Annotated in this window: 23 protein-coding genes; 8 read left to right on the forward strand and 15 right to left on the reverse strand. The window is 64.5% G+C overall.

Going from position 1 to position 23912, the window contains the following annotated elements:
• Positions 1 to 172: 172 nt before the first annotated feature.
• A complete protein-coding gene (gene queA, locus CHB90_RS00105) occupies positions 173 to 1231 on the reverse strand; it encodes a tRNA preQ1(34) S-adenosylmethionine ribosyltransferase-isomerase QueA (protein ID WP_089275785.1) in 1059 nt (352 codons plus the stop codon).
• A 17-nt stretch (positions 1232 to 1248) separates the two neighbouring features.
• Positions 1249 to 4533, reverse strand: coding sequence for a YhdP family protein (locus CHB90_RS00110; RefSeq protein WP_089275786.1), 3285 nt, complete (start codon positions 4531 to 4533; stop codon positions 1249 to 1251).
• Between the two features lie 82 nt (positions 4534 to 4615).
• Here CHB90_RS00110 and CHB90_RS00115 point away from each other — a divergent pair, with 82 nt between their 5' ends.
• From CHB90_RS00115 to CHB90_RS00130, 4 genes are all read left to right on the forward strand, one after another.
• Positions 4616 to 5077, forward strand: coding sequence for a peroxiredoxin (locus CHB90_RS00115; RefSeq protein WP_089275787.1), 462 nt, complete (start codon positions 4616 to 4618; stop codon positions 5075 to 5077).
• A gap of 93 nt (positions 5078 to 5170) precedes the next feature.
• Positions 5171 to 5998, forward strand: a complete 828-nt coding sequence (locus tag CHB90_RS00120) for a ferritin-like domain-containing protein (protein WP_089275788.1) — start codon at positions 5171 to 5173, stop codon at positions 5996 to 5998.
• Between the two features lie 163 nt (positions 5999 to 6161).
• On the forward strand, positions 6162 to 7472 hold the full coding sequence (locus CHB90_RS00125; RefSeq protein WP_089275789.1) for a M23 family metallopeptidase: 1311 nt from the start codon (positions 6162 to 6164) through the stop codon (positions 7470 to 7472).
• Positions 7462 to 7983 carry a bactofilin family protein gene (locus CHB90_RS00130; protein WP_089275790.1) on the forward strand — a complete coding sequence of 174 codons (522 nt, stop codon included), beginning with the start codon at positions 7462 to 7464 and terminating at the stop codon, positions 7981 to 7983. Before CHB90_RS00125 ends, CHB90_RS00130 begins: the two co-directional genes overlap by 11 nt.
• A gap of 95 nt (positions 7984 to 8078) precedes the next feature.
• Here the strand turns inward: CHB90_RS00130 and CHB90_RS00135 are convergent, their stop codons facing one another.
• Positions 8079 to 8363, reverse strand: a complete 285-nt coding sequence (locus CHB90_RS00135) for a hypothetical protein (RefSeq protein WP_089275791.1) — start codon at positions 8361 to 8363, stop codon at positions 8079 to 8081.
• Positions 8364 to 8567: 204 nt separating this feature from the next.
• Here CHB90_RS00135 and CHB90_RS00140 point away from each other — a divergent pair, with 204 nt between their 5' ends.
• Positions 8568 to 9950: a COG3904 family protein gene (locus tag CHB90_RS00140; RefSeq protein WP_089275792.1), complete on the forward strand. Its 1383-nt coding sequence runs from the start codon at positions 8568 to 8570 to the stop codon at positions 9948 to 9950.
• A 108-nt stretch (positions 9951 to 10058) separates the two neighbouring features.
• Here CHB90_RS00140 and CHB90_RS00145 read toward each other — a convergent pair whose 3' ends face one another.
• The 6 genes from CHB90_RS00145 to CHB90_RS00170 form a co-directional block, all read right to left on the reverse strand.
• Positions 10059 to 10643: an HNH endonuclease gene (locus tag CHB90_RS00145; protein ID WP_089275995.1), complete on the reverse strand. Its 585-nt coding sequence runs from the start codon at positions 10641 to 10643 to the stop codon at positions 10059 to 10061.
• Positions 10644 to 10840: 197 nt separating this feature from the next.
• Entirely contained in the window at positions 10841 to 11137 is a 297-nt protein-coding gene (locus tag CHB90_RS00150; protein WP_089275793.1) for a putative quinol monooxygenase, read from the reverse strand.
• Between the two features lie 94 nt (positions 11138 to 11231).
• Positions 11232 to 12785 (reverse strand): trypsin-like peptidase domain-containing protein, encoded by a 1554-nt coding sequence (locus tag CHB90_RS00155; protein WP_089275794.1) that lies wholly within the window; start codon positions 12783 to 12785, stop codon positions 11232 to 11234.
• Between the two features lie 166 nt (positions 12786 to 12951).
• Complete coding sequence (locus tag CHB90_RS00160) at positions 12952 to 13617, reverse strand: alpha/beta hydrolase (protein ID WP_089275795.1); 666 nt, start codon at positions 13615 to 13617, stop codon at positions 12952 to 12954.
• On the reverse strand, positions 13614 to 14261 hold the full coding sequence (locus CHB90_RS00165; protein ID WP_089275796.1) for a DNA-3-methyladenine glycosylase family protein: 648 nt from the start codon (positions 14259 to 14261) through the stop codon (positions 13614 to 13616). Before CHB90_RS00165 ends, CHB90_RS00160 begins: the two co-directional genes overlap by 4 nt.
• Entirely contained in the window at positions 14237 to 14944 is a 708-nt protein-coding gene (locus CHB90_RS00170) for a precorrin-6A/cobalt-precorrin-6A reductase (RefSeq protein WP_089275797.1), read from the reverse strand. The genes CHB90_RS00165 and CHB90_RS00170 overlap by 25 nt, the downstream gene beginning before the upstream one ends.
• Before the next feature lie 328 nt (positions 14945 to 15272).
• Between CHB90_RS00170 and CHB90_RS00175 the strand changes: the two genes are divergently transcribed.
• Positions 15273 to 16490 (forward strand): MFS transporter, encoded by a 1218-nt coding sequence (locus tag CHB90_RS00175; RefSeq protein ID WP_089275798.1) that lies wholly within the window; start codon positions 15273 to 15275, stop codon positions 16488 to 16490.
• On the opposite strand, the gene CHB90_RS00180 is transcribed toward CHB90_RS00175, so the two are convergent.
• The 5 genes from CHB90_RS00180 to CHB90_RS00200 form a co-directional block, all read right to left on the reverse strand.
• On the reverse strand, positions 16479 to 17243 hold the full coding sequence (locus tag CHB90_RS00180; RefSeq protein ID WP_089275997.1) for a squalene/phytoene synthase family protein: 765 nt from the start codon (positions 17241 to 17243) through the stop codon (positions 16479 to 16481). The two genes, CHB90_RS00175 and CHB90_RS00180, sit on opposite strands and share 12 nt — an antisense overlap.
• A gap of 2 nt (positions 17244 to 17245) precedes the next feature.
• Positions 17246 to 17971: a class I SAM-dependent methyltransferase gene (locus CHB90_RS00185; protein WP_089275799.1), complete on the reverse strand. Its 726-nt coding sequence runs from the start codon at positions 17969 to 17971 to the stop codon at positions 17246 to 17248.
• Positions 17971 to 19596, reverse strand: a complete 1626-nt coding sequence (gene cimA, locus CHB90_RS00190; RefSeq protein ID WP_089275800.1) for a citramalate synthase — start codon at positions 19594 to 19596, stop codon at positions 17971 to 17973. Before cimA ends, CHB90_RS00185 begins: the two co-directional genes overlap by 1 nt.
• 91 nt (positions 19597 to 19687) lie before the next feature.
• Positions 19688 to 21076 (reverse strand): cysteine--tRNA ligase, encoded by a 1389-nt coding sequence (gene cysS / locus CHB90_RS00195; RefSeq protein WP_089275801.1) that lies wholly within the window; start codon positions 21074 to 21076, stop codon positions 19688 to 19690.
• A 215-nt stretch (positions 21077 to 21291) separates the two neighbouring features.
• Positions 21292 to 21669, reverse strand: a complete 378-nt coding sequence (locus CHB90_RS00200; RefSeq protein ID WP_089275802.1) for a VOC family protein — start codon at positions 21667 to 21669, stop codon at positions 21292 to 21294.
• A gap of 92 nt (positions 21670 to 21761) precedes the next feature.
• On the opposite strand from CHB90_RS00200, the gene soxR reads away from it, so the two are divergent.
• Together soxR and CHB90_RS00210 are read left to right on the forward strand one after the other, a co-directional pair.
• Positions 21762 to 22217: a redox-sensitive transcriptional activator SoxR gene (soxR, locus tag CHB90_RS00205; RefSeq protein ID WP_089275803.1), complete on the forward strand. Its 456-nt coding sequence runs from the start codon at positions 21762 to 21764 to the stop codon at positions 22215 to 22217.
• A 24-nt stretch (positions 22218 to 22241) separates the two neighbouring features.
• Positions 22242 to 22586, forward strand: a complete 345-nt coding sequence (locus tag CHB90_RS00210; RefSeq protein WP_089275804.1) for an MmcQ/YjbR family DNA-binding protein — start codon at positions 22242 to 22244, stop codon at positions 22584 to 22586.
• A gap of 168 nt (positions 22587 to 22754) precedes the next feature.
• Here the strand turns inward: CHB90_RS00210 and mltG are convergent, their stop codons facing one another.
• A complete protein-coding gene (gene mltG / locus CHB90_RS00215; protein ID WP_089275805.1) occupies positions 22755 to 23912 on the reverse strand; it encodes an endolytic transglycosylase MltG in 1158 nt (385 codons plus the stop codon).

Raw genomic sequence — 23912 nt, forward strand, 5'->3', positions numbered from 1 at the left:
GTTTATTCCTTCTTTCGCCCAGACTGCCGGGCACGGCTGATCATTTCCAGACCACAGGCGACGCCCTGCACGATTCGATGTCGCAGGGAAACCATTCCCGACGACCGGGCGGCGGAAAGCCGCGTTTGCATAGGTTTTGGACAGTGTGGAAACCTTGGCGGTGCCGGGGCCGTCAGCCGCGCTGCGGCGGCAGCAACAGCGAAGCATCTCCGTAAGAGAAGAACCGATAGTCCCCGGCGACCGCATGGTCATAGATGGCGCGAATGCGCTCGGGGCCCATCAGGGCCGAGACCAGCATCATCAGCGTCGATTTCGGCAGGTGGAAATTGGTCATCAGCGCGTCGGTCACGTTAAATGTGAAACCGGGGTAGATAAAGATATCCGTCACCCCCCGGAACGGCGCGATCTGGCCGCTGCGCGCCGCTGTTTCGATCAACCGCAGCGCGGTGGTGCCAACAGGGATAATCCGCCCCCCGGCGGCGCGGGTGGCGGCGATCTCTGTCGCGGCGGTCTCTGTGACCTCGCCCCATTCGCCGTGCATCTTGTGGCTGGTCACGTCCTCGACCTTGACCGGCAGAAAGGTGCCCGCGCCCACATGCAGGGTGACATGGGTAAAAGTGACGCCCTTGGACGCCAGCGCCGCCAGCAGCGCATCGTCGAAATGCAAGGAGGCCGTGGGCGCGGCAACTGCGCCCGTATTGCGCGCCCAGACCGTCTGGTAATCCTCACGGTCGCGATCATCGGCAGCGCGTTTGGCGGCGATATAGGGTGGCAAGGGCATGGCCCCGGCAGCATTCAGCGCCGCGTCGAAATCCTCTCCCGACAGGTTGAACCGCAGCTTGCCCTGCCCCGCTTCGCGTGCCTCAAGAATGGCGCTCAAGTCATTGGAAAACCTAATATCCTCACCATCCCGCACCTTTTTCAGCGGTTTGATCAGCGCCGCCCATGTGCCGTCTGCCTGCGGCTCCAGCAGGGTAACCTCGATCCGGGCCTCGGTCTCACCGGCGTCGGACACCCGCTTGCGAATCCCTTGAAGTCGGGCCGGTATCACCTTGGTATCGTTCAGGATAAGTCGATCCCCGGGGCGCAGCCACTCCGCGATGTCAAACACATGTGCATCCGTTATCGCGTCCCCCTCGGCCACCAGCAACCGGGCAGAGGAGCGCGGGCGCGCGGGCCGCGTGGCAATCAGCCGATCCGGCAGGTCAAAGTCGAAATCGCTCAGTTTCATGGGTCAACCCGTTGGGATCATTGTGACAGCTTGGGCGGCGGCCGCCGAAAGATGTCACGGAACATACCCGGAGTGAAGGCCGAAAGCGGGTTGACCAGAACACGCGGCTTTTCGACCGTGCCGCGCAGGTTGAAGTTGAAGCCAATCAGCCCCTCACCCTGCCGCGAGATCAGCCGCCCGATGCCGTTCACCAGATAGATCGGCGACAGCACGCCCTGCAAATCCATGCGCCCGCTTGCCAGATCGTAATAGCCGTCCAGCGAGATCCCCATCGACGGCCCCACGGCGCTGGACCGGCTGATCACCACGCGGCTGGGCGTCAGGCGAAACCGCGCCTCGACGTCCGAGAAAAAGATCCCCGGACCGTTCAGCTGGTCCAGCATCCCCACGATGCTGACCGCATCCAGCAGGGCGGCAATGGCGGGCGCTTTGCGCAGCCGCGTGCCCTTGATCGTCATCATGCCGTCATAGGTGCCGGGCTTGCCCCGCACCGGCGCCAGATCCAGCCGGAACGCGCCGTCGCGCACGGTCTTGAGCATATCCGCCGCACGCAGCACCTCGCCCGCGTCCTCGGCGGTGATGCGAAAGGCGGTGCCGCCGTTTTGCGGTACGGCCACGCCTTTGACCGGCGCACGCCCGCCCAGCTTGGCGGTAAAGGCGCCGTTCAGCCCCCGCGTGGTATCAAAATCGGCGCGGAACTCTTCAAACACGATGCTGTCGGTCAGCCGCAGTGTGTCCAGCGTCAGCGCCAGAGGTGCGCCCCCGCCGCCCGGACCGGCCCCGCCATCGGTGCCGGAACTGGAGGTGAACGGCGCGCTGCGCATGTCGATCCGGCCCTTGTCCACCTCGATCCCCGGAATGCCGCCCGCGCGCGCCACCAGCCGCCCGCTGACATCCAGCCAGTCGCCGACCGTGATCCGCGACAGCTCCAGCCGGTCGAACCCGCCGGAGCGATCCAGCAGAACCCGCCCCTGTGCATCCAGTCCCGCCCCCGACAGCGCCAGGCGTTCGATGGTCGGCACCTCGCCCAACAGGCCCGCGACGCTGAAATTGCCCCGCGCGGCGGGGGTCAGATCCCAGCCGATCTGCGGCAACGACAGGCCCAGCCCGTCCAGATTGCTGGTCAGCTCAAACCGGGCTGGCGCGCCGCGCGGCATATCGATGCGCAACCGCCCCATGCCGCGCCCGCGCACGCTGTCCGGCGGCAGCCCGATGCCAAGCGCGGCGATGCTCTGCGCGGTCAGCGTCACCTCTGCGTCAACCTCGCCGCCGCTGCCTTGCAAGGGGCGCGCCCAGCGGCCCTTGGCCGGGACACCGTCCACCAGCACCGCGCCCTCCAGCGCCACGGCGGCATTGGTGACGCTCAACTCCAGCCGGTCGGCGGTCAGCGGCTTGCCGGGGATCGCGGTGGGCGCATCAATGTCGCGCAGCGTGCCGGACAGGTCCAGCACCACCTGATCCAGCGTCAGCCCCTCCTTCAGCGGCAGCGCGATGCGCCCCGACACCTGCGCCCGACCGCTGGCCATGTCGACGGTCCGGTCGGCCTTGTCGATCAGCCGCCAGGCCTCGTTGTTGAGATAGGCCAGCGCGGCGGTGACACCGCCAGCGGCCTGCAGACGGACCTCTCCGACCGGCGGTTGTGCGCGCAGGTCGGCGATGACAAATTCGCTCCCTGTGATGTCGATCGGTCCGCGCCCGGCATCGGTGGTCCCCGCCTCCAGCCGCAGGCCAAGCCGGTTGTCATGCAGCGTCAGCCGCCCCGCCGCCCCGGTCAGGCCGGGCAGGCGCGGGTTGAAGGTGGCAGTGCCGTCGGAAAAGCCCAGATCAAGGTAGGTTTGCGGCATCGCCTCATCCGGCGCGGCGCGCAACGCAAAATGCACATCCTCGATCTGGCCGCTTTTGACGTTGTTGGTGATCCAGCGCCGCACCCCCGGAAAACGGTCGGCGGGCCAAAAACTCAGCACCTGTTCCGGGGTCGTTTGGGCGGCATGGGCGTCCAGCGCCAGTTGCCAGCCTGCGCGTTCCGCCGACAACCGCCCCGAGGCCCGCAACGGGTAGGCCGGGTCGGTCACCCGCAGCTCTCCCAGGGTCATCTGGAACGGTTCCAGCCGGATCTTGAAGGCCATCTCGGCCCCTGACAGTGCAATCGGGCGCTCCAGCAGCGCCCCCTCGGCCAGTGACATGTCGGTCAACAGAAACTGCCCGGTCAGCCCGCGCGGCCAGCCGGTCTCGATCCCGTTCAGACGAGCGGTTCCGGCGGCGGTCACGGTGCCCAGCGGAGAGGTCAGTTGAATGCGCTGAAACCGCAGAACCCCCTCGTCGGGGCGATAGGTAAAGGCGGTCTCTGCCGCGTCAAACGGCAGCGCGCGGGTGGCGGCGGTGGGTTGCAGCGCCCCCGCGCCGATCTGTAATGACGCCTCCAGCGGCTGCAACATGCCGTTTTCGTCCAGGGCCGAGCGCAGCGCGCCCGAAATCGGCGCATCCAACTCCTTGAGCCAGGCCAGCGCCGGGCTTTGCGTGGCAATGTCGCGCGACGCCAGCCCGTGTAGGAGGATACTGAAATCAAGGCTCTGCGCCCCGATCGGGCTGTGCGCCTCGACCTCGACCGTGGCGACCCCGTCGCCGCCCGACAGCAGCGCCACATCGCCGGTTGCCCGCAAGATGCCGTCCTCCCGCGCCAGCCGCAGCCGCCCGCCATCGGCGGTCCAGCCGCGCCGCGCGCGCTGATCCTCATAGCGCAGGGTCAGGGCGTCCGCCTCGAACACCTCCAGCTGCGCCAGCTTGGGGTCGGCCATGATGGTGTCGATCTGCCCGATGATCTGGGCAATGTCCGGCATGTCGGCGCCTTCGGCAAAGGCATCGCCAAGCGCCAGACCCAACCGCCCGTCGCGGTCGCGCCGCAGGGTGACAAACGCGCCAGAGACCTGCGCCTCGCGCAGCACGACCTTGCCGCTCAGCAGCGCCCGTGGCGAGATCCCGGCCTCGATGTCCGACAACTGCGCCACCGGCGCGCCGTTCTGATTGCGGATGTCCACGTCCCACAGGATGATCCGCGCCAGCCCGGACCGTTGCACCAGCAGGCTCATGCGGCCAAAATCGACCCGGATGCCCGGCAGGCACTGGGCGATGCGCGCCTCGATCCGCTCCCGGACCCAGGCAGGCGCGTCCACCGGGCGCCCGATCATCATGTACCCCGAAATGCCAATCGCAGCGATCAGCGCCAGAAGAATGACCAGAACGGCACGACCGCGCCGCCGACGTCGCCGGGGCGTCGGGGTCGGAGTTTTTGCATCACCGCTCACTGGAAGCCCGCATCTTCTGTCTTACTCTCTCTTGGCGTAGCTCTATGACACATCTTAGCGCACCGAAACAAAGGAGATATCCATGTCCGACACCGCCGCGACCGCCGCACCGGAATTTACCCTGCCCTCGACCGCCGGTGACGTCTCATCCGCCGCCCTCAAGGGGACGCCGTTTGTGCTGTTCTTCTACCCGCGCGATGACACCTCTGGCTGCACCAAGGAGAATGAGGCCTTCACCGCCCTCCTGCCACAGTTCGAGGCGCTGGGGGTCAAGGTCTACGGCATCTCCAAGGATTCGATTGCCAGCCATGAAAAGTTCATGGCCAAGAAGAACCTGACCGTGCCGCTGATCTCTGACGAGGGGTCCGACCTGTCCGAAAATCTGGGCGTGTGGAAGGAAAAATCCATGTACGGCAAGACCTTCTGGGGCATCGAGCGGTCCACTTTCCTGATCGGTGCCGACGGCCGGATCGCGCAGGAGTGGCGCAAGGTCAAGGTGCCAGGCCATGCCGAAGCAGTGCTGGAGGCGGCGCGCGCCCTGTGATCGTTGGCGGCGTGCGGGGCCTTGCGCCCTGCGGCCCCGGCCCTCATACCCCCGGGGACATTTGACAGCCCGACCAAACAAGAGGGACGCCGCATGACCATGAGCCTTTGCGAGATGGCGGTGGACGTTCTGACCACCGCCGATGGCCGGCAGAAAACCGCCAAGTCACGGGCCTACGCGGCGCAATGGTTTGCCGCACGCGACGCGGGCACGCCGATTCCCGTCGGGCGGGCCGACCCGCCGCTCCGCCCCGCGCGGCCCGAACAACCGGAGCTGCTGAACCCGCGCGACGTGCCCAAACGCAAACCCGGCAGCCCGCAGGGCCGCATCGCCCTGCTGCATGCCGTCGCGCATATCGAACTGAACGCCGTCGATCTGCATTGGGACATCATCCCGCGCTTTGCCGCGACGCCGATGCCCGCCGGGTTCTATGACGACTGGGTCAGAGCGGCGGATGATGAGAGCAAACACTTCAACCTGATGTGTGATTGTCTGGAAGAGATGGACAGTTTCTACGGCGCCCTGCCCGCCCACGCGGGCATGTGGCGTGCCGCAGAAGACACAGTTGATGATTTGATGGGCAGGCTCGCCGTGGTCCCGATGGTGCTCGAGGCGCGCGGTCTGGACGTCACTCCCGGCATGATCGGGATCTTTCGCAAGGCAGGTGTCACAAGCGCGGTAACAGCCCTTGAAACGATCTATGCCGAAGAGGTCAGCCATGTGGCCTATGGGTCAAAATGGTTCCACTTCTTGTGTGGCAGGCACGACACGGACCCAATTGTTGTGTTTCACGATCTTGTCAGACGCTACTTCAAAGGCGCGCTCAAACCCCCATTCAACGATGAAAAACGCGCCGAAGCGGGGCTGCCACCGGACTTCTATTGGCCGCTCGCGGATCAGACCCCGCCTAGAACCCGTTGAATAGGCGGTTTTTTGCCATTTCGGCCCCTTCCCGCCGGTGCGACCGAATCGCATGGCTAAAATTCTTGCGGAGTGACGAATGGCTGGGGTAAGCCCGTCGACAGGGTGCCGTTCTGTGGGGACAGCGAGCACCTTGTATGGGACGGGACTAGGGGACAGTCGGGTGAGATCACGTCTGACGATCAGATTACATGCGCTTGTTGAGCGCTTTTTTCCAGAACGCCGGCTCTTTTTGAGATCCGACACCGATACGCGGTTCATCCGCCTTCGGTCCGAAACGCAGGCCGTGGCTTTCACCGGCCTCACCGTGCTGATGGGCTGGACCATCGTGGCCACCGCGATCCTGCTGATGGATTCGATCGGGGCCGGAAATTTCCGCGAACAGGCCAAACGGGAACAGCTGACGTATCAACAGCGCCTCAACGCGCTGTCGGCCGAACGCGACGCCCGCACCGCAGAGGCACTGGCCGCGCAGGACCGCTTTTCCGCAGCCCTTCGTCAGGTCTCGGTCATGCAGACCGAACTGCTCGACTCCGAGGCGCACCGCCGCGAGCTGGAAACCGGGATCGACGTGATCCAGGCCACGCTGCGCGACGTCATGAAATCCCGTGAGGATGCCACCAAGCGGCTGGTCGAACTGGAATCCGACCTCAAGGGTGAGGTTGCCGTGGCCCGCGCCAGCGGCGATGACGCCACCGTGAACCTGCTGACCGACGCCCTGTCCCGCGTCGCAGAGGAACGCGATCAGGTCATCGCCGACGCCCAGCTGTCGCTGATCCGCGCCGCAGAGATGCAGGCCGCCATCGAAACACTCGAAGACAAGAACGACCGCATCTTCCGCCAGCTCGAAGAGGCGATGACCGTCTCCGTGCTGCCGCTGGACAAGATGTTCGAAAAGGCCGGGATGAACCCGGACCGCATTCTGGACGAGGTCCGCAAGGGTTACTCCGGTCAGGGCGGCCCGCTGACACCGCTGTCCTTCTCGACCAAGGGCGATGATGCCCCCTCCCCCGACACGCTGCGCGCCAACCGCATTCTCAACCAGATGGACCGGCTGAACCTGTACCGGATCGCCGCGCAAAAGGCGCCGTTCGCCTCGCCGCTCAAGGATGCGTTCCGCTTTACCTCGGGGTTCGGCTATCGCTGGGGCCGTCTGCACGCAGGCACCGATTTTGCCGCCCCGCACGGCACGCCGATCTATTCCACAGCCGATGGCGTCGTGATCCACGCCGACTGGCAGTCGGGGTATGGGCGGCTGGTCAAGATCCAGCATGAATTCGGCATCGAGACACGTTATGCGCATATGTCCAAAATCCGCGTGAAAGTCGGGGATAGGGTCTCGCGCGGGCAGCGGATCGGTGATATGGGAAACACTGGTCGATCGACCGGGACCCATCTCCATTACGAAGTCCGAGTCGGTGGCAAACCCGTCAATCCGATGATCTATATCAAGGCTGCGAACGATGTTTTCTAAGAGCAAGATCAATGAGCCCGGCCACAAGGCCGACGACGTGTCGAAACCGGCCATGCCTGAGCCTTCGAAAGCCTCCGCAGGGGATTACAAGCCCGCCGCGACGCCAAAGGCGAAGCCGCCGGCCTCTGTCCTGTCCGCTGACCTGCATGTGACCGGCAATCTCAAGACGACCGGCGACATTCAGGTCGAGGGCACGGTAGAGGGCGACATTCGCGCCCACCTGCTGACCATCGGCGAAAGCGCCACCATCAAAGGCGAAGTTGTCGCTGACGATGTGGTTGTAAACGGTCGTATCGTGGGCCGCGTCCGTGGCCTGAAGGTCCGCCTGACCGCCACCGCGCGCGTCGAGGGTGACATCATCCACAAGACCATCGCCATCGAATCCGGTGCGCATTTCGAGGGTTCTGTGCAGCGTCAGGACGATCCGCTCAACGGCGGCAAACGTCCGGTGCAACAACCCGGTGCGCAGCAGGCCGCGCCCGCCGCCGCCGCGACCAGCAACAACGACTGATTTCCAAGCGCAGTCTCTGGAACGTAAAAGGCCCCGCACATGCGGGGCCTTTTACGTTTTGCCAAGGGTGCCCCGGCACGATGCCGGGACCGGCGTCAGTTGCCGCGTCTTTGCTGCTGGGTCTGTTGTTGGTCCTGCACCTGTTGCTGGGCCTGTGTCAGGTCACGCGTCTGGGTGCGGTTGGCCGCTGCCACGTCCGGGCTGACCGGGCCCGCAATGGTTCCGTCCGCCAGGACAAAATTGTCGCCAATGATCGCCCCGTTCACCACGTTGCCGAACTTGTCGAATTCCGGCTGTACATAAACTTCGGTCTCTTCGGTCTGCGCGCAGGCCGCTGCAAGTGCCGCACAGGCGCAGGCCGCAATCCAAGTCTGGCGCATTTTCTGTCCCTCATTTGATTGTTTCCCCGCGTTCATTCTGCGCTGTGGCCGCCCCCTGTGCAAGACGACATCTGCGGGGATTGGAATGCCTCGCAAGATCCCAGGACGTCTGCAACCGGATCCGGTCCAGCCCCAGCCGGAAAAGGCTCGCGTTGCGGGGGCGCATTTGCTTTGATGTTGCCACCCATCCCGGAAGGACACGTCATGCGCCGCCCGCTCATACTTGCGCTTTGCACATTGCTGATGCCCGTCGCCGCCAGTGCGGCGCGTATTGGCCTGACCGACGACCCGGCCTACGGATGCCTTGTCGAATTGAGCGGCAGGATAGAGCCGGGGGATGCCACCCGACTGCGCGCGGCCATCGAAGAGGCGGCCAGCCTGCCGCGGTACGACGGCACGATCTACGTCAATGCGGATCTCGACGACGGCAGACCGAACTTCGGCATCTACCAACCCTTGCATCTTTGCCTCGACAGCCCGGGCGGGTCCCTGAGCGAGGCAATGGACCTGATCGACGTTGTACACGGCCACCTTGGCACGGTGGTCCGGGACGGCGCGCGCTGCGAGAGCGCCTGCGCGCTGGTCTTCATGGCGGGCAGCCATTCGACCGAGACCGATTTTGGCCTGTCGGTGAACCGCTTCTTGCATGTCGGCGGAAAGCTGGGGTTTCACGCCCCCAGTCTGACCGTGGCAGAGGGCCGCTATGACGCCGATACCGTCGAACGCGCCTACAGGGTTTCGGTGTCGGTGACGGAACTGATCTTTCGCAACCTCGTCCGCTTTCGCTTTTCTCCCTCGCTGGCGGCGCGGATGCACGCCACCCCGGCCGAAGACATGTTCTACGTCACAACGGTCGAACAGGCCGCGCGTTGGGGCATTGCCGTACTGGGCGTCGACAGCCCGTCCAGTGTGACTGACGCGGTCATCCGCACCGCCTGCGGCAATCTCTACCTGTCGGCATTGGACCGCATGACCAGCGATCCAGAAGTCTGGCCAAACGCCCTGAGCGGCATGAACGAGCCTGTGGAACGCCTTGGCGACCAAGGCTATAGCTATCGTGCCTTCGGGCAGGAGGCGGCGGGGGCCTGTGTCGTAAGGGCGGAGAATCCGAACAACAACGACGGCATTGCCGGCAGCTTTTGGGGCACCGCCCCCTTGGTCCGCACCTCTGTCTGGGCCACGGCAAACGTGCGCGACGCGGAACCGCCTGTCTCTTTCGGGTTCCTGCAGAATTTCATGGCATGGCCCGGAGTACTGCCGCTGGACGCCCTGCCCCGCGATGGACAGGCCCGCGTCCTGAACACCTCTGGCACATGCACCGTCTTCGATAGTGCGGACCGGCTCACCGACAGCGATCCCTGCACGCGCGCGCGACAGGCCACGGGCGATGGCGGCATGACCGACACCCATTTCTGGCCATCCGGCGCGCGGACCTTGCTGGAGTACCAGGGCGGCACGATTCGGGTGAATGGCAATTCCGGCGGGATCAGCTACTGGCCCGGACAGCCGGTTCAGGGCGCACCGCGCCCCACCTGCACGCTCAACAGCGGCTCTGGCAATCGGTTCTGCTTTCAGGCGCTGGACTGACGCGGCATTCGACCGCCGCGCCCCCGGCGCGCTCGCGGCTCGCCAAGGCGCGATAGCCCCGGTCGGACCGGCACTGCGTCCCCGGCATCGCCCATGCGACGGACCAGATCACGCCTCCAGCACGGCATCCCAATACAGAAAGTCCAGCCAGCTGTCGTGCAGGTGGTTGGGCGGGAATCGCCGCCCCATGTTCAACAGCTCCCCGGCAGAGGGCTGGCGCGGCGGTTTGCGCAGCGCCATTCCCACCTGCCGCAGGCTTTTGGAGCCTTTGCGCAAGTTGCACGGCGCACAGGCCGCCACCACGTTTTCCCAGCTGGTGATGCCCCCCGCCGCGCGCGGAATCACATGGTCAAAGGTCAGTTCGGCCTTGGCCCCGCAGTACTGACAGTGAAATTCGTCCCGCAGAAAAAGATTGAAGCGCGTGAAGGCCACGCGCTTCTGAGGTTTGACGAAATCTTTCAGCACCACCACGCTGGGTATCCTCAGCGTCATGCTGGGGCTGCGCACCACCTCGTCATATTCGGCGACAATATCGACCCGGTCCAGAAAGGCCGCCTTGATGGCGTCCTGCCAGGTCCACAGGCTGAGCGGATAGTAGGACAGCGGACGATAGTCCGCGTTCAGCACCAACGCAGGGTGATGCTTGAGCGCGCCCGGTTCGCGCACGAAATTGGTTCTGAACTCGCTATTCATGAGAGACTCGCCCTCTGCCCGGTCTGCCTGTTCATCAAGCGCCAGAGCGGGGAACCCGCCCCAGCTTGAAAACACTATATCTCGCGTTTGCGCTCTGGCAAGTCCCGCAAGATGAAGTGGTCAGACAGAGGCTTAGCCTGCCTAGGTAAAGGGCATGTGACAAACGGGATTACGGTATCCACAAGCAGAGCAGGTGATCAGCCCGGCACCAGATCGTAATGCCGGATCAGCCGGTGTTCGACGAGCGCCTCCTCGGCGGGGTCGACATGCGGCGTGGTGTAATCCTCACCGACAAAGGACTTGAGCGCATCCAGATCACGCCAGATCATCACAAAGGCAAACGCGCGCGGACTCTCGGGCCGCGCGGCGCCGGGAAACACATCGACGATTCCCTCTGTCCTCTTCATCAGGGGAATCGCCACCTCGTGAAAGAACTTGCTGAATTCCGCCTCTTTGCCGGGGCGCGTTACAACCTGAAAGATACGCATGATCATGGCAGGGCCTCCCGCGTGACGGGCCGGAACACCCCGGCCCCTGCCCCATCATAGCACATCGCCCGCACGCAGGCCCGCAGCAAGGCGGCTGGAGCTACGGGACTTCGGGCCGTTTGGTCAGGACCAGCGTCAGCACCTTTTCCGCCCCGCCGCGCGAAATCCTGACCGCGATCCGCTCGCCCGGCCTGCGGTCGCTCATGATCCGGACCATACCCCGCGTGTCCTCAAACGGGTCCCCGTCCAGCGAAAGGATAACATCGCCAGCTTTCAATCCAGCTGTCCTTGACGGTCCTTCGGGCACGTCGGACACCAATACGCCCTGTTGCCCGGCCAGATCCAGCGCTTCGGCCATCTCTTCGGTCAAGTCCTGAACACGAAGGCCCATATAGCCCGATTCAGCCGGGGGCAGCTCAACAGGCTTTGGGTCTTCTGCCTTGGGCTCCGCAAGGCGTTCTTCGTATTCCCTAAAAAAGTCCTCAAACGGGCTGCCTGTCGGAGGGACCGGCTCGTCCGCGTCTTTGCCATCTGCAGGACCATCCTCTTTCGGATCGGCGGTCTGCTCTTGCTCTGCGGCGATCCGGGCGCGCTCGGCCTCTTCAATGGCCTTGGCCCGGGCCAAAACGGCTTTGTCCTCTGCCAGCTTGGTTTCAGCACGGGATGCCGCCCGAGTTCCCGGGAAATCACGCAAAAGGTCTTCCAGCATGGCAATGCGCGCCTCCGCGTCATTGTTCAGGATCGCGTCGCTCAGCGCCAACGCCGCATCCAATTCGCTGGAATCGGGCGCGGCCACCGGGCTGGCTGGTTTGTCGGCCACCAGAACCTTTGACTGGGCCAGAATATCGGCCATGGGCACCGCATAGTTCTTTTCGCCCGCCCGGCTGCCCGCATGATGCAGGGCCACAACTGCCTTGCTGTCCGCATCAATCACCGGAGATCCCGAATTTCCCGGCAAGGTGTCACAGAGGTGATGCAGTCGGTTGCCAACGACGGCGGGGCTGTCGGCCTGGCATTTCTCACGGCTGATGCGCTGCGCCTCGCCCATCGGATGGCCGATCACCCAAAAGGGCGTATGATCCAGCGGCATTGCAGAGGTCAGTTTCAGCGCGCCGAATTCCGCATTTGCATCGCCCAGCACCTGCAACACCGTGTAGTCCAGCTCTTTGCTGGTCTCAAGCGGCACCGGGTTGACGTGAAATGTTGTCACCCCATCGGAGAATCCGTCGCGCAGGAACCCGGCGTGGAACTGCACCGCCGCGATGAATGTGGCCCCCCGCGCGCGCATCTTGGGATTTTCAAGGATGCCCGGGACGCAATGGTTGTTGGTCACCAGTTTGTTGCCATCGACCAGAAAGGCCGTGCAGGGCGCATGGCCGACATTGGTCAGTACCTGCAACAGCCCCACGGCGCGCCCGGTGCGGGCAAACACGGAGTCCGGGCCGTAACTGGCGACAAACTCGTTGTTGTAGGCCCCCACCTGCGCCTCCAGCTGAATATCCCCCAACAGGGACTCCGTCTGCGGCACGACGATCTGGCCAAAGGTCTCTGGCGGGAAAAGCATCAGATCCTGCGCCTGCACCTCTGCCGATATCGACAGGGCAAGGACGCAGGCGGCAAGGGTCAGGCGGGCGCTGGACGTGAAAAAGGACATGAAAAGGCGACTCCGGACAAACGAATATGCCGGTCAGTCTATCAAGGAATTGTCCTGCGCCCAGTGCGGAATCCCCGCACGCAAACCTTGCCAAACGGTAAATTCGCCTCTGCAAGCCTTTGAAGACGCTACGTCACCTTTCCCGCCACATGTGGACAGCTTTGGGTCAGAACCCGCATTTGTCCCGCAAAAAGGCCAGCGCCACACCCAGACCATCAGGGGCAATCCCATGGGCGGTGCCCTCCATGATGTGGGCAAAAACTTCCTTGAAGCCCGCCTCCTGCAAGGCCTCCGCCGCCTGCGGCAGCGATTGCACCGGCACCACATCGTCCTGATCGCCATGGATCAGCAGGACCGGCGGGCGGCTGACCACCTCATCCGCCAACAGCTCGGGTGCCAGCAGCCGCCCCGAAAACCCGACGATCCCCGCCAGTTCCTCTTCGCGGCGCGGCCCCACATGCAGGCTCATCATCGTCCCCTGCGAAAAGCCCAGCAAGGCGACCTGTTCGGGCAACAGATCCTCATCCACCATCAGCGCGTCCAGAAAGGCATTCAGATCATCCACCGACCGCGCCATTCCCGCCATGGATTCCTCTTCGGACGATCCATCAATCCAGGGAATCGGAAACCACTGAAATCCCATGGGGGCCCCGGAACAGGCCTCGGGCGCATCAGGCGAGACAAACAACGTATCGGGCAGGTGTTCGCCCAAAGGGTCTGCCAACCCCAACAGGTCCGCCCCGTTCGCGCCATACCCGTGCAGGAAGACCACGCAGGACCGCAATTCCCCTGAAACCGGCTCTTTCCGGCCTGTCTGCAATACCCGTGTCACGCAATACCCTCCCGGCTTTTTTCAACGTGGTAGTAGGCCCAGAGCGCCCGCGCCGCAACCGATCTCCACGGGCTCCACGCCTCGGCCATCTGTCGCAGCGCCTTTTCCTTGGGCCGCTCAGGCAGATCGAACAACAGCCGCGCCGCCTCTTGCAGCGCCAGATCGCCGGGGGCAAAGACATCCGCCCGGCCAAGGCTGAACATGGCATAGATCTCGGCAGTCCAGACGCCGATGCCCTTGACCGCCACCAGCGTCTTGATGACCTCATCGGTGGGCATCTCGCGCAGCCCGTCAAAATCGATCCCTGCCTCGGCCAGGGCCTGAGCATAGGTCGCCTTCTGACGGCTCAGACCAAGCGCGCGCAAGCCGTCGTGATCGGCGGCCCGGATCGCCTCTGGCGTGACCATTCCGGCGACCTCCAGCTTGGCCCAGATCGCGCGCGCCGAGGCAACGCTGACCTGCTGGCTGACGATGGCACTGAACAATTGGCCGAAACCGTCCTCCCGCAAACGCAGCGGCAGTGGGCCGGTCTGCGCCAAGGCCAAACCAAAGCGCGGCTCACTTCGGACCAACCAGCCCGCGCCCTCGGCCACGCAGGCATCCCCGCGGATGACCCGCCCTATACGGGATGGGCACTCAGCCATGTCAGGGCCTCCTTGACGGTTTGGACACGCGGTCCGCCGGGGCGGCGGGGGCGGTCGATCATGGCAACAGGCAGGCGCAGGGTCCGCGCGGCGGCCAGCTTGGGCCAGCCGCCGGTCCCGCCTGCATTGCTGACCAGCAGCCAGTCAATCCGTTCCTTGCGCAACAGTCGCATCTCGTCATGAATCGTGAACGGTCCCTGCCCGGCCAGAAACCGCCCCCTGCGCAGCGGCAACGGGCCCGACACCTCACCGATCCGGCGCATCAACACCTCTGCCCGCATCGCGCGCAGCCCCGACAGGGCTTCGCCGCCGGTGGCAACCAATACGCGCGCCCCGTCGGGGATCACCTCGGCAGCCTGCCGCACCTCGCGCAACGGCACCCAAAGGTCACGGCGCGTCGCGCGCCACGGCGGACGCACCAGTTGCAGATGCGGCAGATCCAACGCATGTGCGGCGCGATGGGTGGCAAAAGCGGTCTGCGTGTCACAGGGATGCGCCGCCTCGACCACCACGCCGGCACCCGCGCCCCGCAACACATCGGCGCTCACAGGCCCTATGTCGACAGGACAAGGCCAACGCCGCGTCACGCGCTCTGCTGCGGGCAAGATCACCCGCGCGCCCGGCACCGCCCTGGCCAGCAAAAACGCCTCGATCGAGCCGCCGATGATCACGATCCCATTCATCCCGAACCCTTAGAACAGCGCCGATCAAAGCGAAACCTCCCCCGACGCGCCCAAGATTCTTCTGGCCAACAATATCCCGGGGGAGTCGACCGAAGGGAGACGGGGGCAGCGCCCCCTGTTCCCTGTCGAACCGGGCCAACATCTGGATAGACATCCAGCGACCTTCCCGTCAGCCTGATCTCGAAAAGCGGCGCGGCTCCCACCGACAAGGTCCTCCCTCCCCCCAACTGTTCCCAACCATCCCCAACCTTCCCCCTAGCCGCCTTCGATCCACGGCGCGACACAAACGCTCTTGCACCGACCCGCGCCGCCACATACCCATCACATCATGACATCCGCACATGACGCCCCCGCCCGCCGCAACGTAGTGGTTCTTGTTCTCGCGCAGGCGATCCTGGGCGCACAGATGCCGATGATCTTTACCATCGGCGGGCTGGCCGGACAGTCGCTTGCCTCCAACATCTGTTTCGCAACCCTGCCGATCTCTCTGATCGTGCTGGGGTCGATGCTGTCGGCAACGCCGGTGTCCTGGCTGATGCAGCAATACGGGCGGCGCGCCGGGTTCTTTGTCGGCGCGGGTGCGGGCGCGCTTGGCGGCGCTGTCGGGGCCTACGGACTTTACATGGCCTCCTTCCCGATCTTCCTGCTGGGGTCGTTGATCACCGGCACCTACATGTCGGCACAGGGTTTCTACCGATTCGCCGCCGCCGACACCGCGTCGGATGAATTCCGCCCCAAGGCGATTTCCTACGTCATGGCGGGCGGGCTGGCCTCGGCCATCATCGGTCCGCAACTGGTCAAGGCAACCTCGGACGCCTTTGTGGTGCCCTTTCTTGGCACCTATGCGGCGGTAATCGCGCTCAACCTTCTGGGCGCGCTGCTGTTCCTGTTCCTCCAGATTCCGCGCCCGCCACGCCCGGCCGAGGACGCGCCCAAGGGCCGGACCCGGATGCAGCTGCTGGCCACCCCGCGCATCGCCGTCGCGGTGATCTGTGCCACCGTTTCCTACGCGCTGATGAACCTTGTGATGACCTCGACGCCGCTGGCCGTGGTGGGCTGCGGGTTTGAGACGAACGACGCTGCCAATGTGGTCACCGCCCACGTTCTGGCGATGTTCGCACCCAGTTTCTTCACCGGCCACCTGATCGCCCGCTTCGGCGTTGAAAAGATCATGGCCACAGGACTGGTGATCCTAGCGGGCGCCGGTGTTGTCGGCCTGTCGGGCGTCGCGCTGGAACAGTTCTTTGTGGCGCTGGTGCTGCTGGGGCTGGGCTGGAACTTTGGCTTTATCGGCGCCACTACCATGCTGGCCGGCGCGCATGAGCCGCATGAGCGTGGCCGCATGCAGGGTCTGAACGACCTGATCGTCTTTGGCGGCGTGACCTTTGCCTCGCTGGCTTCGGGCGGATTGATGAACTGCTCGGGCGGGTCGGCGCAGCAGGGCTGGACGGCGGTGAACCTTGCCATGGCGCCCTTCCTCGTGCTGGCGGGCGGTGCACTGATCTGGCTGGTGCTGCGGCCTCGGGACGAGGCCTCAGCCCAGTAACAGCCGCCAGCGCCGCTGGAACTCGCTGAGTTGCAATCGCCCTTCGGCAACAACTGCCGGATCGCGTGCGACCACCTCCAGCAAGGGCCGCGCCAGCGCAAACTCGCGCAGCGCCGGACCCGCCGCGCCCAAGGACCGGCGCTGCGCCCGCAGGCCGCGCGGCATGTCGTCCAACTGCCGCCGCGCCAACTGTGCCAGCGCCTCGGGCCGCCCGTCCGGCAAGGGCAGCTTGCCGCGCGCCTCCAGTTCCGGCACCGCCTGAAGATACCGCGCCAACGCCGCGCCGCGCGCAATCGGCAAGGCGGCGCTCGCCCGCTCGCGCGGAGCACCCAACGCGATCAGCGCCACCACGGCAATCCCGCCCGATGTCTTTTCAAGATAGTCCAGCAAGGCAGCCTCATCGGCAAAGGGCGCCCGGTCCAGATCGGCTTCACGCGCATCTATCGCCGCCATCAACGGGGCCGGATCAACGCCCGCCAGCGCCTGCGCCAACGGGGTCACCACCTCATGACGCCGCACAAACCCACCCGCTGCGATCTCTTCCAGCGCGTCGTGCCACCATTGCAGCCGCATCCGGGCGATCATCGGTTCCTGCGTCACCCATGGGGCGCGGGACACCTCGACGTTGAACGCGTAGAGCGGAAACAACACCGCGCGGGCGGACACCGGCGACGCCATCGCCGCGGCAAACCGCTCCGGGTCGCCGCGCTCGACGATCTGCGCACAAGCGTACAGGTCACTGCCCGGTTCAATAGTCACGACACCCTCCGCGCCACGGTCAGCAGATAGCCGGTTTCCGAACGCACCGCGCGCCAGTCCTCTGCCTCTTTGGCGCAAAGATCCAGCATGTCGGTCAGCCGCGCGTCCCCCTGCGCGCGCAACGTCTCGATGCGCGCCTCCATCGGCTGATAATAGGCCTCCCAGCCCGCGTCGGACACATCCCGCGTGCCAAGGATTTCATATCCTGCCGCTGTCACAGCCGCCACGATGCCCAGGCGGTTGCGTGTCGGATATCCCTCCCAAAAGGCACAAGCCTCGGGGCCGGGCGTGTCGGTAAAATGACAGGGCTCTGAAAACGCAAGCACGGCGCCGGGTTTCAACGCGCCGCGCATGACCTCCAGCCCGTGTTCCAGACCCAAAAAATACAGCGCTCCGGCGCACCAGATCATGTCAAACGGGACCCGCGGCAGATCGGCAGTCTCTGCCAGATCGGCCCTTTGAACGGACACATCGGGCGTGTCCAAAAACCGCGCCCGCATTTGCGCGACAAACCCTTCCTGCTTGTCAAACGCCAACACCCGCGCGCCCGGCACGGCCTGCGCCAGCACCTCCACATCCGCGCCCGGACCTGCTGCGGCGTCACAGATCACCGCGCCCTCGGGCAACCCGGCCAGACCCGTGGCCCAAACCACATCCTCTGCGGTGCCCGGCCCCTCGCGCGGCAGATCCTTGTGAACCTCGAAAAAGGTGCTCCAGTCCATCAGGCCGCCCCTGTTTCGCCGTCGCGCACCAGCTTCCACCGCACCGCATCCAACAGCGCCTCGAACGAGGCATCCACGATGTTCGCACTGACGCCCACGGTGGCCCACCGCCGCCCCTGACGATCTTCACTGTCGATGATGACGCGGGTCACCGCCTCTGTGCCACCCTGGGTGATGCGCACCTTGAAGTCGACCAGCCGCATGTCGTCAATCGCCTCCTGATAGCGGCCCAGATCCTTGGCCAGCGCCTTGGACAGCGCGTTGACAGGTCCACGGTCATTGCCCGCCTCGTCCATCGATTCCGACACCGACAGCTTTTTCTCGCCGTCCACCTTCACAACCACAACCGCCTCGGACAGCGACACCATCTTGTTGTACTTGTTCTTACGCCGCTCCACCGTCACCCGGTAGCGTTTGACCTCAAAGAACTCGGGCAGCAGCCCCAATTCGTCCCGCGCCAGCAACTCAAAACTGGCCTGCGCGGTGTCGTAGGAATAACCCTCGCTTTCCTGCTCCTTGACGCGATCCAGAATGCGCGCCAGCGCCGGATTGCTCTTGTCGACCTCCAGCCCCATCTCCCCCAACCGTCTGCGCAGGTTGGACTGGCCCGCCTGATTGGACATCGGCACCACGCGACGGTTGCCAACCATCGTGGGGTCGATGTGCTCATAGGTGGTCGGGTCCTTGAGGATCGCGCTGGCGTGCAATCCGGCCTTATGGGCAAAGGCCGAGGCGCCAACATAGGCCACTTGTTTCTGTGGCACCCGGTTCAGGATGTCGTCCAGCATCCGGCTGGTACGGGTCAGTCCTGCCAGCGCCTCGGTGCTGACGCCAATGTCGAACATGTCCTTGTAGGGCGCCTTCAACATCAGTGTCGGGATCAGCGCCGTCAGGTTGGCGTTGCCACAGCGTTCACCCAACCCGTTCAGAGTCCCCTGTACCTGACGCGCCCCCGCCATGATCGCCGCCAAAGACCCGGCCACAGCGGTTTCCGTGTCATTGTGCGTGTGGATGCCCAATCGGTCGCCCGGCACCGCGTTTTCGATCACATCGCGCACGATCTGCCCAATTTCATGCGGCAAAGTCCCGCCATTGGTGTCACACAGCACAATCCACCGCGCGCCCGCCTCCAACGCCGCGCGCAGGCAATCCAGCGCATAAGGCGCGTTTGCCTTGTAGCCGTCAAAGAAATGCTCGGCATCAAACAGCGCCTCGCGCCCCTGCCCCACAAGATGGGACACAGAGGCCGCGATGTTGGCAATGTTCTCGTCCAACGTGATCCCCAGCGCCGTGGTGACGTGGAAATCATGTGTCTTGCCCACCAGACAGACGGCGGGCGTGCCCGCGTTCAGGACCGCGGCCAACACCTCATCATTGGCGGCTGACCGACCCGCGCGTTTGGTCATGCCAAAGGCGGTCATGGTGGCGCGGGTCTTGTGCACCTCCTCGAAAAAGGCGCTGTCAGTCGGATTCGCCCCCGGCCAACCGCCTTCAATGTAATCGACCCCCAGCGCATCCAGCGCCGCCGCGATGCGCAGCTTTTCAGCGGTCGAGAACTGCACCCCTTGCGTCTGCTGCCCATCGCGCAGCGTGGTGTCGTAAAGCGAAAGACGTTCTTTAACCATCACCACGCCCCTGCCTTCTTCTGGCCAAAAATATCCCGGGGAGCGCGAGGGGCTGGCCCCTCGCTTCCGTCCTTTGCCGCGAACGGATCCCTCATCCCAAAGCCTCCAACTTCACCGCGTCAAAGCCCGCGCCCGGCACCAGCTCCACACCCGCCTTGGACATGCGCACCTCGACCCCCGCCGCGATCAGCGCCGCCTTCAGCCTGTCGACCTCGGAAAAATCCTTGCTCTGCATGGCCTCGGCGCGCACCCCGGCCAGACGGTCCGCCAATGCCGACAGATCCACTGAAACGGTGTCCCATCCGGCCAGATCCGGCGTCAGCAACCCGAGCAACCCCGCCCCGGCCTTCAGCGCTGGGGCCTCCCCCGCCGCGGCCAGACGGTGCAGCTCGGAAATCGCACCGGCGGTGTTCAGATCGTCGGCCAATGCGGCAACCACAGGCTCGGGGATTTCGCCCGGCTCAACCCCTTCAACCATACCGCGCCACTTGCGCAGGGTGGTCTCCGCCTCACGCGCTTTCTCCGCCGTCCAGTCCATCGGCTTGCGGTAATGCGTCGACAGCATCACAAAACGGATCACTTCGCCCGGAACGCCCTGCTCCAGCAGATCCCGCACGGTAAAGAAGTTGCCAAGGCTCTTGGACATCTTCTTGCCCTCGACCTGCAACATCTCGTTGTGCAGCCAGACGCGGGCAAAATCCCCCTCAGGATGGGCGCATTTCGACTGGGCGATCTCGTTCTCATGATGCGGAAAAGTCAAATCATTGCCGCCGCCGTGGATGTCAAACGTCTCACCCAACAGCGCATGGCTCATGGCCGAGCATTCGATATGCCACCCCGGCCGCCCACGGCCCCAGGGGCTGTCCCATCCCGGCAACTCGTCCGTGGACGGCTTCCACAGGACAAAATCCATCGGGTTCTTCTTGTACGGTGCCACCTCTACCCGCGCGCCCGCGATCATGTCATCAACTGACCGGCCCGACAGCGCGCCATAGCCATCGTAGCTTTCGACCGAGAACAGCACATGGCCCTCCGCCGCATAGGCGTGACCCCGCGCGATCAGGGTTTCGATCATGGCGACCATCTCGCCGATATAGCCGGTGGCACGCGGTTCGTGATCCGGTCGTAACGCGCCCAAGGCATCCATGTCCGCGTGATACCAGCCTATCGTCTCATCGGACCGTTCGCGCACCAGATCCTCCAACGACCCAGCCGCCCCCGCCTCCTTGCGTTTCAGCGCGGTGGCGTTGATCTTGTCGTCCACGTCGGTGAAATTGCGCACATAGGTGACGTGATCGACATCGTAAACATGGCGCAGCAGCCGGTAGAGCACGTCAAACACCAGCACGGGCCGCGCGTTGCCCAGATGGGCCCGGTCATAGACCGTGGGACCGCAGAGATACATCCGCACATTTGTCGGGTCGATCGGGACAAAGATGTCCTTCTTCCGGGTCGCAGAGTTGGTAAAGCGAATGTCCATGGCCTCGTCCTTCGCAAATGTTGCGGCGGGCCTAGCAACTCTCATGATGGATTGGAATAGAGGACCGTCCCGCCGTTGGCCGGGGGGACCCGACCGATGTCAGCAGATAATGCAGCAGGGGATATGTGCGGCGGTCGTCATGGCGCCGTGATAGCAGACCGGAGGCAGGACGCCAAGTCCCGCCTCACAGCCCAACTTCTCAGCCATATCCGGGGTCAGTCGTAGCAGACCATCTCATATTCCACCGCATCCGGTCCGTCGAAATAGAACCGGCGCCCCGGCTCATAGTCCGCATGGTTATGGGTCTCGAACCCCAGATCACGCACCCGCGCCTCTACCGCGTCCAGATCGTCGACCACGATACCCACATGGTTCAACCCGGCGCTGTTGGCATAGCGCGGCACAGCAGACGCGACCGAGGATTTGGGCGAATACAGCGCCAGATAGCTGTCTGTTTCGCCCACATGCACCGAATAGCCGCCGTTCAGGGAATTACCCTCCCACCGGACATGCCAGTCCAGCAACCGGGTCAGAAATGCCGCCGTCGCCTGGGCGTCGGGGACGGTGATGTTGACGTGTTCCAATCGTGCCATCGTTCGCTCTTTCGTTCTGTTCAAGGTGGCGACAAGATCGCACTTCAAGTATACTTTAACTCAAGAACAATCTTCTCAGGTTTTTCAACGGCATGAACAAATCGGGACTGACAATCGGCGAAATCTCGACCCGCACCGGCCTCGCCGCGTCAGCCATTCGCCACTACGAATCCGAATCCCTCGTCTTTCCCGATCGCAACGCGGGCGGGCAACGGCGCTATCAGCGGGCCGATGTCCGGCGATTGTCCTTTGTGATGATCGCGCAGCAACTGGGCTTTACCCTTGCCGAAATCAGAACCGAGCTGTCGACCCTGCCGCAGGACCGCGCCCCGACCAAGGCTGACTGGACGCGCATTTCCCGCCGCTTCGGGCAGGTGCTGGACGCCCGCATCGACCGGATGACCGCCCTTCGGCAACGTCTGGACAGTTGCATCGGTTGCGGCTGCCTGTCGTTGCAAAGCTGCAAGCTCTACAACCCCGAGGATCGCGCCGCGCGCGCTGGGGCCGGCCCGCGCTACCTGATGGGGGATCGGCCGCTGGACGAATAGCCCCGCGCAGGCCATGCTGGCGGCATGAGCCGCGATATCGTCAATGATATCTGCCGCGCCCAACCCGGCGCGGAGTGGTCCGACCCTTGGGGCGGTGGCCACGACGCATGGAAGGTGGGCGGCAAGATGTTCGCCTGCATCGGCAGCATGGGGGACGGCGTTTCGGTCAAGACCCCCTCTGTCGAAGATGCACAGCTCCTGATCGACCTGCAGCGCGCCACCCGCGCGCCCTATTTCCATCGCTCCTGGGTTTTGCTGGACTGGGACGCCATCCCGCCAGTGGAACTGCGCGACCGGATCGAAACGTCATATCGGATCGTCTTTTCAAAACTCACCAAGAAAGCGCAGCGCGCCATCACCGGGAATTGACCTCGACGGCCCGCCTCCCCGAGTGTCTGTTTGCTGGTGAGCCTTGATGCGCAATACCTCACCGACATGGCACTCCAACCGCCCGACCGGAGGCCGCAGGCCGCCGGACGGGTCAAACAGCGCGCGCGCCAGCGCGCTCCGCCGGATCACACCGCCGCCAGCACGTCCCTACTGGTCGCGCGCCGCCTCCAACGCGCGATAGGTGGCGACGTTGCGGTTGTGTTCATCCAGCGTCACCGCAAAGTTATGACCGTCTGACGGATTCAACGTCTTGGCCACGAAATAGATGTAATCCGTGTTCGCCGGGTCCAGCGCCGCCTCGATGCTGGCACGGCCAGGATTGGCGATGGGCGTCGGAGGCAGACCATTGATCACATAGGTGTTCCATGGCGTTTCCTTGCGCAACTCTGACTGGCGCAGCCCCCGGCCCAACACGCCCTGCCCCTCTGTGACACCATAGATCACCGTCGGGTCGGTTTGCAGGCGCATGCCCTTTTCCAGCCGGTTCACAAAGACGCTGGCGACCTCGCGCCGCTCTTGCGGGCCGCCGGTTTCCTTTTCGATGATCGAGGCCAGGATCAGCGCCTCTTCGGGGCTTTCCAGCGGCAGGCCCGATGCGCGGTTCGACCAGGCCTGTGCAAGGATCACTTCCTGCGCCTGCTGCATGCGCGTGATCACCTCGGCGCGGGTGTCCCCGACCCCGATTTCATAGCTGTCGGGGGCCAGACTGCCTTCTGGCGGCACGTCTACCGCGCCCTCAAGCACGTCGATCTGTTTCAGCTCCTCGACCACCTGCCAGCTGGTCACGCCCTCGGCCAGCGCCACGCGGTAACGGGTGTCTCCGGCCTCTTTGACACGGGTGTAGACCTCGGGGATGTCGCCCTCACCGGGGTCAAAGCTGGCGCGCTCTTCATAGCGCCCCGTCACCGGGTCGATCTCGCGCACCTGCACCGTGGCGCGGGTGATCCCGATCCGGTACACCACCTCTGTCCCGCAGGTCGAGGCACCGCCACGGGTGACAATATCGGTGATCTCTGTCATCGAGGCGTGTTCCGGCACCAGATAGCTGCCCGCCTTCAGGGCCTGCGCCCGGTCGGTGTAATCCGCGCCAAGGCGAAAGATCATCGCGCTGGACACCGCGCCCTGATCCGACAGATCCTCAGACACCGCGCGCATGTTGGTGCCGCGCGGCACCTCCAGGCAGATCGGCGCGTCAAGCGGCCCTTCGGCCGAATACTCGGACTGGCCCCAGATCAGGACGCCGCCGAAAAGGAACAGCGCGACAACCAGAAAGGTCAGCGCGTTCGAGGCGATACTGCGCCACAT

Source organism: Antarctobacter heliothermus, assembly GCF_900188425.1.
Classification (GTDB): Bacteria; Pseudomonadota; Alphaproteobacteria; order Rhodobacterales; family Rhodobacteraceae; genus Antarctobacter; species Antarctobacter heliothermus.